General features: G+C 60.3%; 12 protein-coding genes and 1 tRNA gene. 3 read left to right on the forward strand and 10 right to left on the reverse strand.

What is annotated here, in order from left to right; translation table 11 throughout:
• The first annotated feature begins 20 nt into the window (after positions 1 to 20).
• Positions 21 to 614, forward strand: coding sequence for a hypothetical protein (locus A3714_RS14255; RefSeq protein WP_063509474.1), 594 nt, complete (start codon positions 21 to 23; stop codon positions 612 to 614).
• A 155-nt stretch (positions 615 to 769) separates the two neighbouring features.
• On the opposite strand, the gene rlmB is transcribed toward A3714_RS14255, so the two are convergent.
• Both rlmB and rnr read right to left on the reverse strand, forming a co-directional pair.
• Complete coding sequence (rlmB, locus tag A3714_RS14260; protein WP_082810763.1) at positions 770 to 1,537, reverse strand: 23S rRNA (guanosine(2251)-2'-O)-methyltransferase RlmB; 768 nt, start codon at positions 1,535 to 1,537, stop codon at positions 770 to 772.
• 251 nt (positions 1,538 to 1,788) lie between these two features.
• A complete protein-coding gene (rnr, locus tag A3714_RS14265) occupies positions 1,789 to 4,206 on the reverse strand; it encodes a ribonuclease R (protein WP_062815755.1) in 2,418 nt (805 codons plus the stop codon).
• A gap of 130 nt (positions 4,207 to 4,336) precedes the next feature.
• Here rnr and A3714_RS14270 point away from each other — a divergent pair.
• A tRNA-Leu gene (locus A3714_RS14270) sits at positions 4,337 to 4,423 on the forward strand.
• Between the two features lie 83 nt (positions 4,424 to 4,506).
• Positions 4,507 to 4,734: a hypothetical protein gene (locus tag A3714_RS14275; protein ID WP_062816005.1), complete on the forward strand. Its 228-nt coding sequence runs from the start codon at positions 4,507 to 4,509 to the stop codon at positions 4,732 to 4,734.
• Between the two features lie 117 nt (positions 4,735 to 4,851).
• Here A3714_RS14275 and tatC read toward each other — a convergent pair whose 3' ends face one another.
• The 8 genes from tatC to A3714_RS14315 all read right to left on the reverse strand — a co-directional run.
• Entirely contained in the window at positions 4,852 to 5,586 is a 735-nt protein-coding gene (gene tatC / locus A3714_RS14280; RefSeq protein ID WP_063509475.1) for a twin-arginine translocase subunit TatC, read from the reverse strand.
• Positions 5,583 to 5,870 carry a Sec-independent protein translocase protein TatB gene (gene tatB / locus A3714_RS14285; RefSeq protein WP_062815753.1) on the reverse strand — a complete coding sequence of 96 codons (288 nt, stop codon included), beginning with the start codon at positions 5,868 to 5,870 and terminating at the stop codon, positions 5,583 to 5,585. The genes tatC and tatB overlap by 4 nt, the downstream gene beginning before the upstream one ends.
• 7 nt (positions 5,871 to 5,877) lie before the next feature.
• Positions 5,878 to 6,105 carry a Sec-independent protein translocase subunit TatA gene (locus A3714_RS14290; protein WP_063509478.1) on the reverse strand — a complete coding sequence of 76 codons (228 nt, stop codon included), beginning with the start codon at positions 6,103 to 6,105 and terminating at the stop codon, positions 5,878 to 5,880.
• Between the two features lie 175 nt (positions 6,106 to 6,280).
• Positions 6,281 to 8,437, reverse strand: a complete 2,157-nt coding sequence (locus A3714_RS14295) for a PhoX family phosphatase (protein WP_063509476.1) — start codon at positions 8,435 to 8,437, stop codon at positions 6,281 to 6,283.
• A gap of 253 nt (positions 8,438 to 8,690) precedes the next feature.
• Positions 8,691 to 9,983: an adenylosuccinate synthase gene (locus A3714_RS14300; RefSeq protein WP_062815751.1), complete on the reverse strand. Its 1,293-nt coding sequence runs from the start codon at positions 9,981 to 9,983 to the stop codon at positions 8,691 to 8,693.
• Positions 9,984 to 10,105: 122 nt separating this feature from the next.
• Complete coding sequence (locus A3714_RS14305) at positions 10,106 to 11,281, reverse strand: ATP phosphoribosyltransferase regulatory subunit (protein WP_369798862.1); 1,176 nt, start codon at positions 11,279 to 11,281, stop codon at positions 10,106 to 10,108.
• Positions 11,282 to 11,284: 3 nt separating this feature from the next.
• Positions 11,285 to 11,476 carry a DUF2065 domain-containing protein gene (locus A3714_RS14310; RefSeq protein WP_062815749.1) on the reverse strand — a complete coding sequence of 64 codons (192 nt, stop codon included), beginning with the start codon at positions 11,474 to 11,476 and terminating at the stop codon, positions 11,285 to 11,287.
• A gap of 139 nt (positions 11,477 to 11,615) precedes the next feature.
• Positions 11,616 to 14,817: CshA/CshB family fibrillar adhesin-related protein (locus tag A3714_RS14315; RefSeq protein ID WP_156493868.1), on the reverse strand; the 3,202-nt coding region annotated here is incomplete at its 5' end.

A 14,817-nucleotide genomic window follows, 5' to 3' on the forward strand; every position in this document is an offset into this window, starting at 1 on the left:
GAGGACCCCCGGAGCACATCATGACCCTGATCCGCTTTATTGCCTTTCTTGCCCTGCTGGGCCCGATGTTGCCAGCGGCCACGTTGGCGTCCGGTGACAACGGGCTGAGCCAAGGTCAGCAACAGGCTCTTGAGCAGGCCCTGGGGCCACGCCCGGACATCCAGAACTACCGCCGTCAGGACCAGTTCGTCACCGACTTGCTGGCCTGGCAGCAACGCAAAACCCGCCTGACCGCCAGGCTGTCCCGCGGTGAGTCCATTACCCCGCCCCGACCCAGTACACCCAACGATTGGCACCATGTCACCGGCCCTGAGGACCTGGATACCGCCGTGCGCAATGCCCATGGCTATGTACAGCCCACCTACCGGGAACCGATCCGCTTCAACCGCACCACCCATGTCAGTTTCCCGCTGGCGCCCCTGCCCGGCCAGCAACTGGCCGACAAGGCGCTCAGCGTGCCCGGCACTTTGCCGGACAACCACGATGATGAAATCCCCGAGATATTGCTGGAGGACAACGTGCGCATCCAGCGGGAACTCTCCGCCCGCCGCACCCCGCTACCACTGCCCACACTGGAACGCGAAACCGTCGTCAACCAGGCTGAGCTGCGGTAGCAGTTAATAGTGAACAGTGAATAGTTAATCGCGGGTCAGTCTTGTGGCTTCCAAACGCATGAGGCCGCGACCAGAATCTGGTCGCGGCCCCATGCGTTTGGAAAACCGAAAACCGTTGCTCGCGCAACTATTCACTGTTAACTGGTAACTGGTAACTATTCACTGCTCTCCCGCTGCGCCCGTACATGAAACAGCATCACCCCCGTGGCCACGGACACGTTCAGGCTCTGCACTTCCCCAGCCATGGGAATTTCCAGTAGCTGGTCGCACTTGTCCCGGGTCAGCCGTTTCAGGCCGGCACCTTCCGCCCCCATCACGACGGCCAGGGCATCCGGGGCCTGGAACGCAAACAGGGACTCACTGCGCTCCTCGAGGGCGGTACCGACTACCCAGACCCCTCTTTCCCGCAGCTGATCCAGCAGGTTGGCCAAGTTGCCCACTTCGTAATACGCCAGGCTTTCCGCCGCTCCCACCGCGGTACGACAGGCCACCGGGGTGAGCCCGGCAGCGTTGCGACGCGGAACAATCACCGCATCCACCCCGGCCGCATCGGCACTGCGCAGGCAGGCCCCCAGATTATGGGGATCCGTGACGTTCTCCAGAATCAGCAGCCAGGGGCGGGCGGGCTTGCCATCCAGCCACTTGAGCAGACCACTCTCATCACCGGGTTTGCGCGGTCGCGCCCGGGCCACGATGCCCTGATGCTGAGGACCCGCGTGCTTTTCCAGCACCTCCCGCCGGGCACGCTGTACCGCAATGCCGAAATCCCGGGCCGACTGTATCATGGCCGCCAGGCGGGGCTCCTCACGCTCGGCACGGCTGTCCTGCACAAACAGCTCAAGCACCGCCTCCGGGCGATGCCGCAACAGGGCGTCCACCGCATGGAAGCCGGAATACATCAGGGGTTTCTGGGGTTTGCTCATTGGGACGCCTGCACGCTTCATGCACCGCGCCATACGCGGTGAAAAAATAACGCTGCAGGAGCGGCGCCCGGGTCGCGAACACCCGGGACCCCGGAATGTTCACGGCTCATACTCGCAGAGCAGAGCGCGCGCCGCGCCTGCAGAGGGTTAGGGACCCCCTGAATAACTCCATGCACTCTCAGCGTGACCTGAAGGCCCGGATTGCGAACCGGCCCGAAAGCCTGATTGGCAAGGAGTTATTGACGGGCTTTCTAGCTTTTCTTGCTTCGCCGGGCCGCCTTCTTGCCGCGGGGCGGGCCCTTGCGCTTGGCCTTGGGCTTGGGAATCTCGCCCTTGGCCAGCTTTTCCCGTTCGCTGGTGCCGCCTCTGCGGTTACCGCCACCGGCTTTCTTGCTGCCGCCCTTGGGGCGCCCCTTGCCGGACGGGGTGGAGGATTCCAGCTGAAGGTCAATCTTGCGGTCCTCGGTATGCACTGCCGCTACCCGCACGGTCACCCCATCACCAAGCCCGAATTTGCGGCCACTGCTTTCCCCGGTGAGGGTCAGATTGACCTCGTCGAAGTGGTAGTAGTCGCTGTCCAGATTGGCCACGTGCACCAGACCGTCGATATGCAGTTCATTGAGCTGCACAAACAGACCAAAGTTGGCCACGCCACTGATCACGCCTTCGAACACATCACCAATGTGCGATTCCATGAACTGACACTTGAGCCAGGACACCACATCACGGGTGGCATCGTCTGCCCGGCGCTCGGTCATGGAGCACTGCTCACCAATGGCCACCATGTCCGCCTGGCTGTAGGGAATGATCTTCTCGCGGGGAATCTTCGGCAGCTTGCCGGGATTGTCCACGTGATTGGGCTCACCCTCACTGCGGATCAGGAAGCGGATGGCCCGGTGCACCAGCAGGTCCGGGTAACGGCGAATCGGCGAGGTGAAATGGGTATAGGCCTTGTAGGCCAGCCCGAAGTGCCCCTTGTTCTCGGCTTCGTATTTGGCCTGGGTCATGGAACGCAACATCATCGTCTGGATCACGTTGCGATCCGGGCGCTCCAGGATCTGCTCGCGCAAATCCTGATAGACATGGGGCCGGGGCGCCCCTTCGGACCAGGCCAGGCTCAGGCCCAGGCCACCCAGGAATTGCTGCAACTTGCTCAGTCGCTCTTCCTTGGGGGGCTCGTGGTTACGGAACAGGGCCGGCACGCCGGCCTTCTCCAGCAGCTTGGCGGAGCAGATGTTGGCGGCCAGCATGGCCTCCTCGATCATGATGTGCGCCACGTTGCGGGTCACCGGCACAATGGCCTGAATCTTCTGGTTTTCATCGTAGATGATACGGGTGTCATCGCTGTCGAAGTCGATGGCACCCCGTTCCGCCCGGCGCTTGCGCAGGGCCAGGAACATTTCATGGAATGACCAGATCATGTCCAGGGATTCGTCGTCCAGACTGGCCACGGTGTCCTGGGCCAGCTGGGAATCCGGTTCCTCGATCATGGCGCCGACCTTGTTGTAGGTCAGGCGGTGCCGTGAACGCATCACCCCTTCGCGGAACACGAAGCGGGTCAGGCGGCCGTTGGCAGAAATTTTCATGTCGCAGTACAGGCACAACCGGTCCACATGGGGGTTGAGCGAGCAAAGGCCGTTTGACAGGGCCTCTGGCAGCATCGGAACCACCCGGTTGGGGAAGTACACCGAGTTGCCCCGGGTAGCCGCTTCCCGATCCAGCGCGGAACCGGGATGCACATAATGGCTGACATCGGCGATGGCGACGATCAGACGCCAACCACCCCGGGGGCGGCGCTCCACATAGACCGCATCGTCAAAATCCCGGGCGGTCTCGTCATCAATGGTGACCAGTGGCAGATCACGGAGATCGACCCGGTGGGCCTTGGCCTTGTGGGGGACGCTGTCGCCGAACCGCTCGGCCTCGGCTTCCACTCCCTCCGGCCAGACATGGGGGATCTCGAAACGGCGCAGGGCCACTTCGATTTCCATGCCGGCCTGGTCCGGCGTGGCAATAATTTCCTCCAGACGCACCAGCACATGGTGATCGCGGCTGGGGTACTGGGTAATCGTGGCGCGCACGTGGTCGCCCGGGTTGGGCTGGAGGCCGTTCTTGTCCTCCACCAGCACTTCCTTGGTGATACGGCGGTTTTCCGGTTCCACGAAGCTGATACCGGCCTCACGGCGGTAGCGGCCCACCACTTCGGTGGCGACCCGCTCGGTAATCTCCACGATACGGGCTTCTTTCTTGCCGAAGCGGTTGTAACCGGCATCACTGACCAGAACCCGGTCCCCGTCCATGACCTTTTCCATCTGCCGTGGGCCGAGGAACAGGTCGCTCTGGGTCTTGTCATCCGGAATCAGGAAGCCGAAACCGTCCTTGTGGCCCTGCACACGACCGGGAATCAGGTCCATGCGCGACACCACACCCAGCTTGCCATTGCGGTTCTGCACCAGCTGGGCATCACGAAGCATGGCCTTCAGGCGGCGCTCGAGACCGACTTCTCCGTCTTCATCCACCTCCAGCAGGGAGGCGATTTGCTCGAACTCCATGGGCTTGCCATGGTCGTTGAGCACTTCCAGGATCAGCTCCCGGCTGGGGACGGGGTTCTCGTAATTTTCGGCCTCACGATCGGCATGGGGGTCGCGGTAACGTTTTTTAGGGGGCATTAAACTTTTTTCGGAAAGAGGGTTTGACATCCGGCCATCATATACTAGAATGCACGCGCTTTCGCGATGAACCGACCGGAAACGGTAAGAAACTTTACCTTATCTACAAGGGTCCGGTACAGCACGAAACGCCGAGGTGGTGAAATTGGTAGACACGCTAGCTTCAGGTGCTAGTGGGGGCAACCCCGTGGAGGTTCAAGTCCTCTCCTCGGCACCAATTCAAAGGGCTCCCAGACGGGGGCCCTTTTTCGTTTCAGGCCAAACACCGCCAGCCGTCCCAGAGCCAAGGTGCAGAAAGCCATGAAAATCCTACGTTCCCTGATCGCCACCGTCGTATTGGCCACCAGCCTGTTCCTGGCACCGGTTGCCACCTACGCCGAAGCGGATAGTGCCAAACATCCCGCCATCCAGCAGGCCGACGCCCAGCGCGAGAAAGAAGCCAGCCGCAAACGCTACCTGCTGGTGTTTCCGGCTGCCGTGGTGGGCATCACCGTGGCACTGATCATTATTACCCGCCGCCGCAAGTAACCCTGCCAGCCGAGGGCGCATTGCTGGAACGCAAGGCGGCCACCCGGTCAACCTGGCTCAGATCACTGCCCGGCCCTGTTCCGCGCCCTGCCCATCCACGTTCGGCAGGGCGACATTTCAGGTCAGGGCCTCACTGTCTTCGGCCAAAGGCTGCACCCAGCGCGAACACAGCAGCCCTGCTTCAAACAAGCCCCACATGGGAATAGCCAGCAAGCTCTGGGAAATAATGTCCGGCGGCGTAAGCAGCATGCCTGCCACAAAACACCCCACCACCACATAGGCCCGTGCCGCCGACAAGGCGGCCGGCGTGGTTATGCCGGACGCCACCAGCAACACCACCGCAACCGGCAACTCGAATGCCATACCGAACGCCATGACAAATGTCATGGTGAAGCCCAGCCAGGCGCCGATATCTGTCATCACCGCGACCCCCTCCGGGGCCACCGAAATAAAGAAGGCAAACAACAACGGCATGACCACGAACCAGGCAAACAGGGCACCGAGATAGAACAACAACACGCTGGCAAACAGTAGCGGTCGCGCAAAACGTTTCTCTCGCCGATACAGCCCCGGCGACACAAAGCTCCAGCATTGATGCAACAGAAACGGCATGGCCAGCAACATGCTCAAATACAACGCCAGCTTGAAGGGCACCAGAAATGGCGCGGTCACATCCGTGGCGATCATGCTGCCACCCTCAGGCAAGGCCTGCATGAGAGGCTGCGCCAGGTGGGTATAAATCTCCCCGGCAAACATGAACAGGGGAATAAAGACCAGCACGATGGCAATCACCGAACGCAGCAGCCGCTGGCGCAATTCCAGCAAATGGCGAGTCAGCGGCATGGCATTCATGGGGATTCCACGTCTTTCAACGGTAGCGACTTCTGTGCCGCTTCCTTTTCAACCGGATTGCCCTGCAACAATGCCAACTCACGCTGGATCTTTTCGCGCCGCTCTTTCATATCCAGGTTGCGCGCCTCATTCTCCAGCTGTTGCTGCATCTGCTTCATCATTGCTCGCCCTCGCCCCACCCACTGGCCCAGGGTGCGCACCAGCCTGGGCAGCTTTTCCGGCCCCAGCACCACCAGCGCCACCACGCAAACCAGCAGTATTTCCATGAAACCGAAGTCGAACATGTTCCTGTCAGCTCCGTACCGTATCTTTCTGCTTGTTCATGTCACTGGAGACCAATGAGCCCTGGTCACCCTGCTCCGATTCCAGGCTTTTTTCGCCATCCTTTACGGCATCACGGAAGCCCTTGAAAGCGCCACCCAGATCCGAACCAAGACTGCGGATACGCTTGGTACCGAACAGCATGATGACGATGACCAGAACAATAAGAAGTTGCCAGAGACTGATACCGGAAAGCATGGGATTCACCTGTGTTTGCCTGATGGGATAATCTGCATTGTCATGGCTCTGCATGACTCCGGGATGACAGCAACACACCACCCCGGCAGCACCTGTTGCCTTTTAAAAAAACAGGCCACAGAAAAAGAAAAACCGCCCACACAGGGTGGGCGGTTTTGGTGTTGCATCGACTCACCTACACCGCGATCTCACCATTGTCTTCGCGGGTGATCACGATGGTGGCCGAGCGGGGACGACTGACGCCATTACCCAGCGCCAGGGCATCGCCGTTGGGGTTGGGCCAGGTGCTCACATCCGTATTGAAGTTGGCGGCAGAGCCCCCTTCACCGGGGTGCTGCACATTGATGAACAGGCTGCGGCCATCCGGGGTCATGGTGATACCGGTAATCTCGCAACCCTTGGGACCAACCAGGAAACGGCGCAGGTCCACCGCGGACGCATCCTTGCCAACGAAGGTGGTGTTTTCCTCACCACCAAAATCATTGGTAAAGGTCAGCATGCCGCCATCACCCACTTCTCCCGGAATAGCCACCAGCATCTGGTTATTCACGGTATCGCGGTAAGCGCCATCATCCGTCTGAATCCACAGCAAACCACGATGGTCGAAGTAGAGACCGTCCGGGCTGGAGAAATCATTGTCCGCAGTCAGGCCGGACAGGTTGATGCTCTGGGCATCCTTGTCAGCAGGGGACCCGAACAGGAACACATCCCAATCGAAGCGGGTCGCGCTATGGTCGCCGCCCTCTTCGCGCCAACGGATGATATGGCCGTTGGGGTTGCCACCCGAGCCGCCATAGGTACGCGGGTTGGGCCCGTCAACGGTATCCGGATTACGATTGCTGCCGCGGTTGTTGGTCAGGGTAAGGTAGCACTCACCATTGATCGGGTTGACAGCTGCCCACTCCGGGCGATCCATTTTGGTCGCACCGACGTGATCTGCGGCAAGGCGAGTCGCCAGCATCACATCCCCCTGACTGGAGAAAGGATACAGGAGGTTCATTGCATCCAGCCCATTGACCCCAACGCTCAGCTCTTTCCACTCGCCGGTGCCGTCATTATTGAACACGGCCACGAACAGCTTGCCGTCATCCAGGTACTTGTTGCCCGCAGCCGTACCGGTACCCACATCAGCGGGATCCCAGTTGGCCGCACTGACGAACTTGTAGAGATATTCGTTGCGAGAATCATCGCCCATGTAATAGACCAGCGGCTTGCCGGCTTCGGCGGGAGCGAAGATCGCCCCTTCATGGGCAAAGCGCCCCATGGCCGTCCGTTTGACCGGTTTGCTGGCGGTGTCGAAAGGATCGACTTCCACAATATAGCCAAAGGTGTTCGGCTCATTGCGGAAATCCTCCGTGGCTGAGGCGCCAGTGACACTGATATTGAAGCGCTGGTACATGTCACCGGCCACAGTGTCCCATTCCCGATAGGAGAAGCCTTTGCTCACCAGCCCCATGCCGTAGCGCGCGAACAAATCATTCTCGGTCGCACTGCGCGCATCAGACGCGTCGTTGCGATTGAAATAAGAAAACCAGTTTTCTTCACAGGTCAGGTAGGTACCCCAGGGAGTGCGGCCGCTGGCACAGTTATTAAGGGTGCCGAAACCCTTGTCGCCGGCAGGGCTCAGTTTGGTTTTCAAGGCGTCATGACCCGCGCAGGGGCCTGAAATCACCGCTTCAGTGGCGCCGGTAACACGACGGTTGAATGCGGAATCCTTGACGTAACGCCACTGGCCATCCTCTTTGACCACTTCCAGACATGCCACACCATGGGCAAGAATTTCCCGGTCAATCTCTACCTGCGGGCGGGCGCCACCATTATCGGCGGCAGCGGTCACACCATTCTCATGCAAGGTGTCATCTTCCAGATTCTCGTGGTTCATGCACAACACACCACGCTCTGACGCATTCGGATCCCAGGCCCCGTCGGCACCCAGACCGAAGTACTCCATGCCATCGTGCTCATCACCGGAACGCTTGTCGAAATCCTCACCGCTGCCATCGTTCTGATAATCCGCAATATCAGAAAACAGCGCATCACCCTTGGCGATCAGAACACTGGCCCGGTAGCCTTCCGGCAGCACCACGCGATCCTCAAGCGAACGCGGAACTGCAGCAAAGCCCAGCTCGGTGGGCACCTGGCCACCAGCATCGCCGCCATTACCGCGATTGTTGCTGTCACCACCACAGGCCACCAGACTGGCACCGGCCACCATGGTGGCCGCAGTCGCACCGCCACGCAGAATCTGGCGACGGGAAAGGTGCTGTTCCAGCACAGTATTGATGGTGGTGTTGTCGGAACGGTTACTGTCTTCTACGGGATGGTGGCCCATCTCTGTTCTCCCTGTTTCTGTTTGCGTTGCCTGCCTGGAGCCGGACACACCGGCCACGGAGTCGGTAAAAGTACGAAACCGAGCTTAGGCAGAACGAATGACAGAAAGGGGTACGACGCATGTCATTTTCAATGCATGGATGTGTCTATCAAAAGACAATCGTCAGGGAAGGAGAGGAGGGAGAAAAACAGGCATAAAGCGGTCACGTCACCGGGCACCCTGGCGGGGACCCGGGAACGTGATGAAGCGGCGATCAGGCGAAGGGGTGCCGCTTGATGATGGTTTCTACACGGTCCGGGCCGGTGGAAATGATATCGATGGGCGCACCGGTCACTTCCTCGATCCGCTTCAGGTAAGCCACCGCATTGGCCGGCAGCTCATCCACGGATTTGGCACCCAGCGTGGATTCGGTCCAGCCGGGCAGGCTTTCGTAGACCGGCTTCACCTCTTCATAGCTGTCCGCATCCCAGGCACAGGTCAGGGAGTTGCCCTGGGCATCCTGATAACCGATACAGATATTCACTTCTTCCAGACCGTCGAGCACATCCAGCTTGGTCAGGCACAGGCCGGTAATGGAGTTGATCTGGATGGAACGCTTCAGGGCCACCGCATCAAACCAGCCACAACGGCGGGCACGGCCAGTGGTGGAACCGAACTCGTGACCCTTCTCTGCCAGGTAGCGGCCGTTTTCGTCGAACAGCTCGGTGGGGAAGGGACCACTGCCCACCCGGGTGGTGTAGGCCTTGGTGATGCCCAACACATAGTCCAGATACAGCGGGCCGAAACCGGTGCCGGTGGCGGCGCCGCCGGCGGTGGTGTTGGAGCTGGTCACGTAGGGGTAGGTGCCATGGTCGATATCCAGCAGGGTGCCCTGGGCGCCCTCGAACATGATGTTCTCATTACGCTCACGGGCACCGTGGAGCACGGTGGTCACGTCGGTGACCATGCTGCGGACTTCCTCGCCCATGGCCAGGGTTTCATCCAGGGTCTTCTGGAAGTCCACCGGCTCGGCATTGTAATAACTGCGCAGCACAAAGTTGTGGTAATCCATCACTTCGCCAAGCTTGGCAGCAAAGCGCTCACGGGAATAGACATCCCCCAGACGCAGACCGCGGCGAGCCACCTTGTCTTCGTAGGCGGGGCCGATACCGCGACCGGTGGTACCAATCTTCTTGTTGCCACGGGCCGCTTCACGGGCCTGATCCAGGGCCACGTGTACCGGCAGGATCAGCGGGCAGGAGGCGGACAGACGCAGACGCTCACGCACCGGAACACCCTGTTCTTCCAGGCCACCGATTTCCTTGAGCAGGGCGTCCAGGGCCAGCACCACACCATTACCGATCAGGCACTGGACGTCATTGCGCAGAATGCCGGAAGGAATCAGGTGCAGGACGGTTTTCTTGCCGTCGATCACCAGGGTATGGCCGGCATTGTGACCGCCCTGAAAGCGGGCCACCAGAGAGGCCTGATCGGTGAGCAGATCGACGATCTTGCCCTTGCCTTCATCACCCCACTGGGTGCCGAGAATGACTACGTTCTTACCCATGATTGCTTGCTGCCTGTTGATTGAACGCTTGTACGTGACACGCTTCACGCACAGTTTGATTCACCCCGGGCTGGCGAATGCCCACCCGGAGGTTGTACCAGACACTTCCCCGGGGAAGTGTCCTAGGAAATATCCTGGATTACCCAGCGGCTGCCATCCTGCACCAGACGGCGCTGGCATCCCAGTTCCTGCGGGTCATTATCTGCTCCGGTCAGCGCCAGCACCACCCGCTCACCGGCATCGCGCAAGGCGCTCACCTTGTCGGCGAAGCCCGCGTCTTGCAAAGAGCCTTCCGCCAGGATGCCGTTGAGTGCGGCGGCGTCAGTACGCGCGGCCAGCATTTTCAGGTCGGCACTGAATCCGGTAGCCGGGCGGGCCCGACCAAACACTTCACCGATATGGTCATAACGACCACCCTTGGCCACCGGCTCGCTCTCGCCGGGCAGGTAGGCGGCAAAGACACAACCCGTGTGATAGTGGTAACCCCGCAACTCACCCAGGTCCAGGTGCAGCTGCACACCGCGGGCATCCAGGACGCCGGCCAGCACAGCCAGTTCATCCAGGGCGGCCAGGGCACCGGGGAAATCACCAAGCAGGGTGCGGGCCTGGTCGAGAATGCCGATGCCCCCTGCCAGCCAGGGCAGCGCCCCCAGGGCACGAGCCGCCGGCGCTGGCAGGTCGCGTTCTGCCAGGAAGGCATCCAGCTCCACCCGCGCCTTGCGCACGTAAATGTCTTCCAGTTGGTTCTGTTCCGCGTCGCTCAACTCACAGGCGTCCAGCAACCCGCGGAACAGGCCCACATGCCCCAAATCCAGCACCACCTGATCGGCCACCCCGGCCAGGGCCAGGGTGTCCAGCAGCAGGGTCATCACTTCCAGATCGCTGTCGCTGCCGGCATGGCCGAAGAGTTCCACGCCCAGCTGGTAAGGGAGCCGGGTGGCGCCGGCCACCGCCGGGCGGGTGCGCAGGGCACTGGAGCAGTAACACAGTCGGGAGGGAGCCGAACGGCGCAGACTATGGGCATCCATGCGCGCCACCTGGGGAGTGATATCCGCGCGCACGCCCATCAGACGGCCGGTCAGTTGGTCGGTGATCTTGAAGGTTTCCCGTTCCAGGTCACGGCCTGCGCCGTTGAGGAGGGATTCGAGAAATTCGATCAGCGGGGGAAAAACCAGTTCATAGCCCCAGCGCTGGTAAAGATCCAGCGTCTGCCGGCGTAATTGCTCAATGGCCCGGGCTCGCCCCGGGAGAACCTCTTCCACCCCGTCGGGCAGTAGCCACTGTTCTTCCTGGTTCATCATTTACGACCGCATCAGTAGTAACAGGCCGGCACCCAACACCATCAGCACCAGCCCCAGAATTCTCAGTGTTCGCCCGGGCATGCGGGCAACCTGCAAGGCCGCCTCTCGGGCACGATTAGGCGCCAGAAACAGCGGAATGCCCTCGATCACCAATACCAGGCACAGGGCCTTGATCAATAAGCTGAAGTCCATTGTTCCTGCCAGACAGCCACAAAAAAACCGGGAGCCTCGGCCCCCGGTTGCAGCATTCTACCACGGTCGTCCGGCGGCGGACAGGTTCCGGGCGCCCCTTCCGCCACAGGCCGGCAAGGGGCCAGAACCGCAGCCTGGTCTAGTCCTCGCTCACCCGCACGTCATAGCTGACCACCCCCTGGGCACCGGGTTGCAACTCGCCGGTAAACCGCCATTCCAGACCGCCCTGATAGCCAATGCCATTACTGCCATCCGGTGTGGACAAGGCACAGGCACTGAGGCCCCCCGGCAGTGACGCCGGACACGCCGCTGGCGCACTGAGTGCGCTGTAAGCCGGGGTGCTGTCGGTAATGATGACTTCGCTGAGCGCGTTCGTGCCCTGGTTACGGAATGTCAGCCGGTATCGCAGCACGTCTCCCGGCGCGGCCTGGTTGGCGGTGGTAGCTGCCGTATCCACATCATCGCCGGAATTGGCGACCCCGTCCGGGCCAATGTTGCGCACCTGCTTTTCCAGTTGCAGCTGGCCGGCAGCGACCCGCGTGGTGTCCGTTACCCTGGCAACAGCCTGGAAGGCGGTACCGGTATAACTCTGGGTCGCCGCCAGCGGCCGGCTGTGCAGGGCCTCGACCGGGGCATCCGCAGGCGCAAACACTTTCACCAGCAGGCAAAGCTGCTCTCCGGCCTGCACATTGACTGCGGTAACAGGCAGGGACGCATCGGCGCCGTCCAGTTCGCCGTTACAGTTATCATCCCGGTACAGGGTATCGTTCCAGGCCGGTGCGGCCGGGCTGGTAGCGGCTGCCTCAAGGGCAAAATCCACACTACCAGCGCTTCGGCCGGTAAAGCGGTGGAGGTAGAAACGGCTGCCGCCCGGTGCCACTACGCCCTGCTGGTCCGGCTCCAGGATGGGCAGCCCCGCATCGCCAAACAGGATGCCATCCCAAACGGTACCGGTTGGCGGTACCGTCAGCGTCATCACATCATCATTGGCCGCCCCGGTATCAATCCCGGCACCCGCCGCACCGCTGTTTTCCGAGACCGACAACAAGCCAGTCGGTGTCGCCGTGACCAGACAGGCGTTTTTGCCCACATCGGCCAGCGCCGCCACCAATTGCCAGGCACCGTCGCCATCGGTAAAGGTCGATGCCAGCACCGGGTCGCTGTCACTGCACTCACCGTTATTATCCACATCGTGATACAAGATCACCGGCACATTGGCCAGGCCCGGTTCATCGCTGCCTTTCAGGCCATCGTGAGCGGTAGCGCCGACACCATTATCTTCAAACACCCAGCCGGACAAAGGCCCTGCCGTGGCCGCCGGCGCCACCGTCACCTTGTAGTCTTCCACTTCCCCACCGATGACCAGCAGCCCACCGTCAGGCACATCCGGGGTATCGGAGAAACGGAAACGGGCATAGGTATCACCAACAAAAGCTCCGGGTGGTACAAAGATATTCAGACGAATTTCCCCCGCGGCGGGGTTGGCGTCTTCCGGACCATTATCCTGTACGTTCAGGGCCACCTGCTCGCCCGCATCATTCAGATCATTGTCACGGTTCCAGTCAATCCAGCCTTGCAGGTAACCCTGACCCGCCGTGGTTTCCGTCACCACAATGTCCAGCACCGCATTACTGCCGGGGATTAACGGAGAAAAGGTCACTCCATCTTCTTCCGGACCATCCGCATCAGCATTGGCGGAATTCTGATCGGCATCCTCCGGATCGGGAGGAAGCAGGCCCAGATAAGGCCTTGGCGCCACCAGCGTCGCCAGAGAAATATTGTTGATGTCCGTATCGGCGGTGGGCTTGCCACCGCCTTGCGCCACTCGTGATGCGAAATGGCCGCCACTCTCCGGGTAACCGCCGGCAATATCACCATGGTCTTTCTGTACGAACACCCCGAATGCCAGGGCCTGTCCGCCGCCGGTGTTGATGGTATGCCGGGTGGTGGTAACGCCCTGTGTCATTGCCAGAAAACTGCCCACTCCGTCCGCAGGCAGACTGGACAGCAGCATCCTTTCGCCACCATTCTCGAAACGCATTTGCAGATCGTTGGTCCCCGGGGCAACCGCAAAAAGCTCCCACGGCCCGCCATTGGTTTCCGAAATAATCACTTCACCATTATCAGTGTCTTCTGCATCAGCGATGATAATCTCGGCAGAGATGGGATTCCCTTCGAGAAACACTTCCCAATCGATACGGAACGAGGGATTGGTATTGTCGAAATTCCCCAGCCCGATGGGATTCACCCCGACATAAAGATTATCGAGAAGATCACCATTCCAGCTACCCGTTGTATAGGGCTCAATCGGTGCTGTGATATCAGATACCGTGGCGCGGATTTCCACAGGCCCGAACACCCAGCTCTTCAGAATCACGTCGGTTGTCTGAAAAACGTTTTTGCCCAGACAGTTCCAGTCCAGCCAGTAAATCGCCTCGCGGAAAGGCCCATTGCCACCGGAGGCAATGCCACCACCAGAACCAGACGAACCCGCCTCACAGAGGGAAACCGACCGGGAGGTAATCAGGTAGTCCTCGACTTCACCATCTGGAGCCCCTTCCGTTGCATTGACCCCCTGCACCGACGACCAGCGGAAGCGTGCATAGGTGTCACCCTCAACAACAACATCACTCGGCGCCGCCGTCACCAGAATAATACCGTCTCCATCCTCATCCTGGAGATCCGTGGCGATACGCTCTTGCGGTTCGTCGAAGACACCATCGCCGTTCCAGTCCACCCAGCCCTGGAGGTAGCCGTCATCACCGGAGACTGAAATTTCGATGGGGCTCAGATTGGGGAGGGCACCCGGGAAGATCACACCATCATCAAAATTGTCCGCTGCAGCATCCACGTCGTCGTAGCTCAGTGCATCCGGAGACACATCATCTCCCAGCCGCAGATTTGAACCGAGAATATGGGATGGCTCGCCAAAACTGATCGGGGCATCGCCATAATCCACCAGCACCTGGGGCGGCGCACTGGTGACGCAGATTTTCTGCAAGTTTGAAGACCCCCCGGTGGATGCGGTAAATCCAAAATATACGTTCGGATCACCGGCAAAAACCGTGTTAACAAAATCCGCATTCACCGTGGATGTCAGATTACCGTCAAAGAAATACTGCAACTGATCACTGACCGGGTCCCAATTCAACTGGACGGTATGCCAGTTACCGTCCTCGATATTGCCCAGGTCTACTACGGAACTGAAAAGGCTGGCAGCACCGCCCCCGGATGAATCCGTATAATTCTGTGGGTCATAAATAGCGGTGTGATCATTGGCAATATCACCGTAACCGCTGCCGTTATTATAGGTATCAAACTCAACCGCGACCGCCGGATTG

This window comes from Alcanivorax sp. HI0007, assembly GCF_001635525.1.
GTDB lineage: Bacteria > Pseudomonadota > Gammaproteobacteria > Pseudomonadales > Alcanivoracaceae > Alcanivorax.

Excerpts from the sequence above, each read along its gene's own strand:
- A3714_RS14290 (WP_063509478.1), bottom strand. The coding sequence starts at position 6,105 with ATGCTTTCCGGTATCAGTCTCTGGCAACTTCTTATTGTTCTGGTCATC.
- tatC (WP_063509475.1), bottom strand. The coding sequence starts at position 5,586 with ATGAATGCCATGCCGCTGACTCGCCATTTGCTGGAATTGCGCCAGCGG.
- A3714_RS14300 (WP_062815751.1), bottom strand. The coding sequence starts at position 9,983 with ATGGGTAAGAACGTAGTCATTCTCGGCACCCAGTGGGGTGATGAAGGC.
- tatB (WP_062815753.1), bottom strand. The coding sequence starts at position 5,870 with ATGTTCGACTTCGGTTTCATGGAAATACTGCTGGTTTGCGTGGTGGCG.
- A3714_RS14295 (WP_063509476.1), bottom strand. The coding sequence starts at position 8,437 with ATGGGCCACCATCCCGTAGAAGACAGTAACCGTTCCGACAACACCACC.
- A3714_RS14310 (WP_062815749.1), bottom strand. The coding sequence starts at position 11,476 with ATGGACTTCAGCTTATTGATCAAGGCCCTGTGCCTGGTATTGGTGATC.
- rnr (WP_062815755.1), bottom strand. The coding sequence starts at position 4,206 with ATGCCCCCTAAAAAACGTTACCGCGACCCCCATGCCGATCGTGAGGCC.
- A3714_RS14275 (WP_062816005.1), top strand. The coding sequence starts at position 4,507 with ATGAAAATCCTACGTTCCCTGATCGCCACCGTCGTATTGGCCACCAGC.
- A3714_RS14305 (WP_369798862.1), bottom strand. The coding sequence starts at position 11,281 with ATGAACCAGGAAGAACAGTGGCTACTGCCCGACGGGGTGGAAGAGGTT.
- rlmB (WP_082810763.1), bottom strand. The coding sequence starts at position 1,537 with ATGAGCAAACCCCAGAAACCCCTGATGTATTCCGGCTTCCATGCGGTG.
- A3714_RS14255 (WP_063509474.1), top strand. The coding sequence starts at position 21 with ATGACCCTGATCCGCTTTATTGCCTTTCTTGCCCTGCTGGGCCCGATG.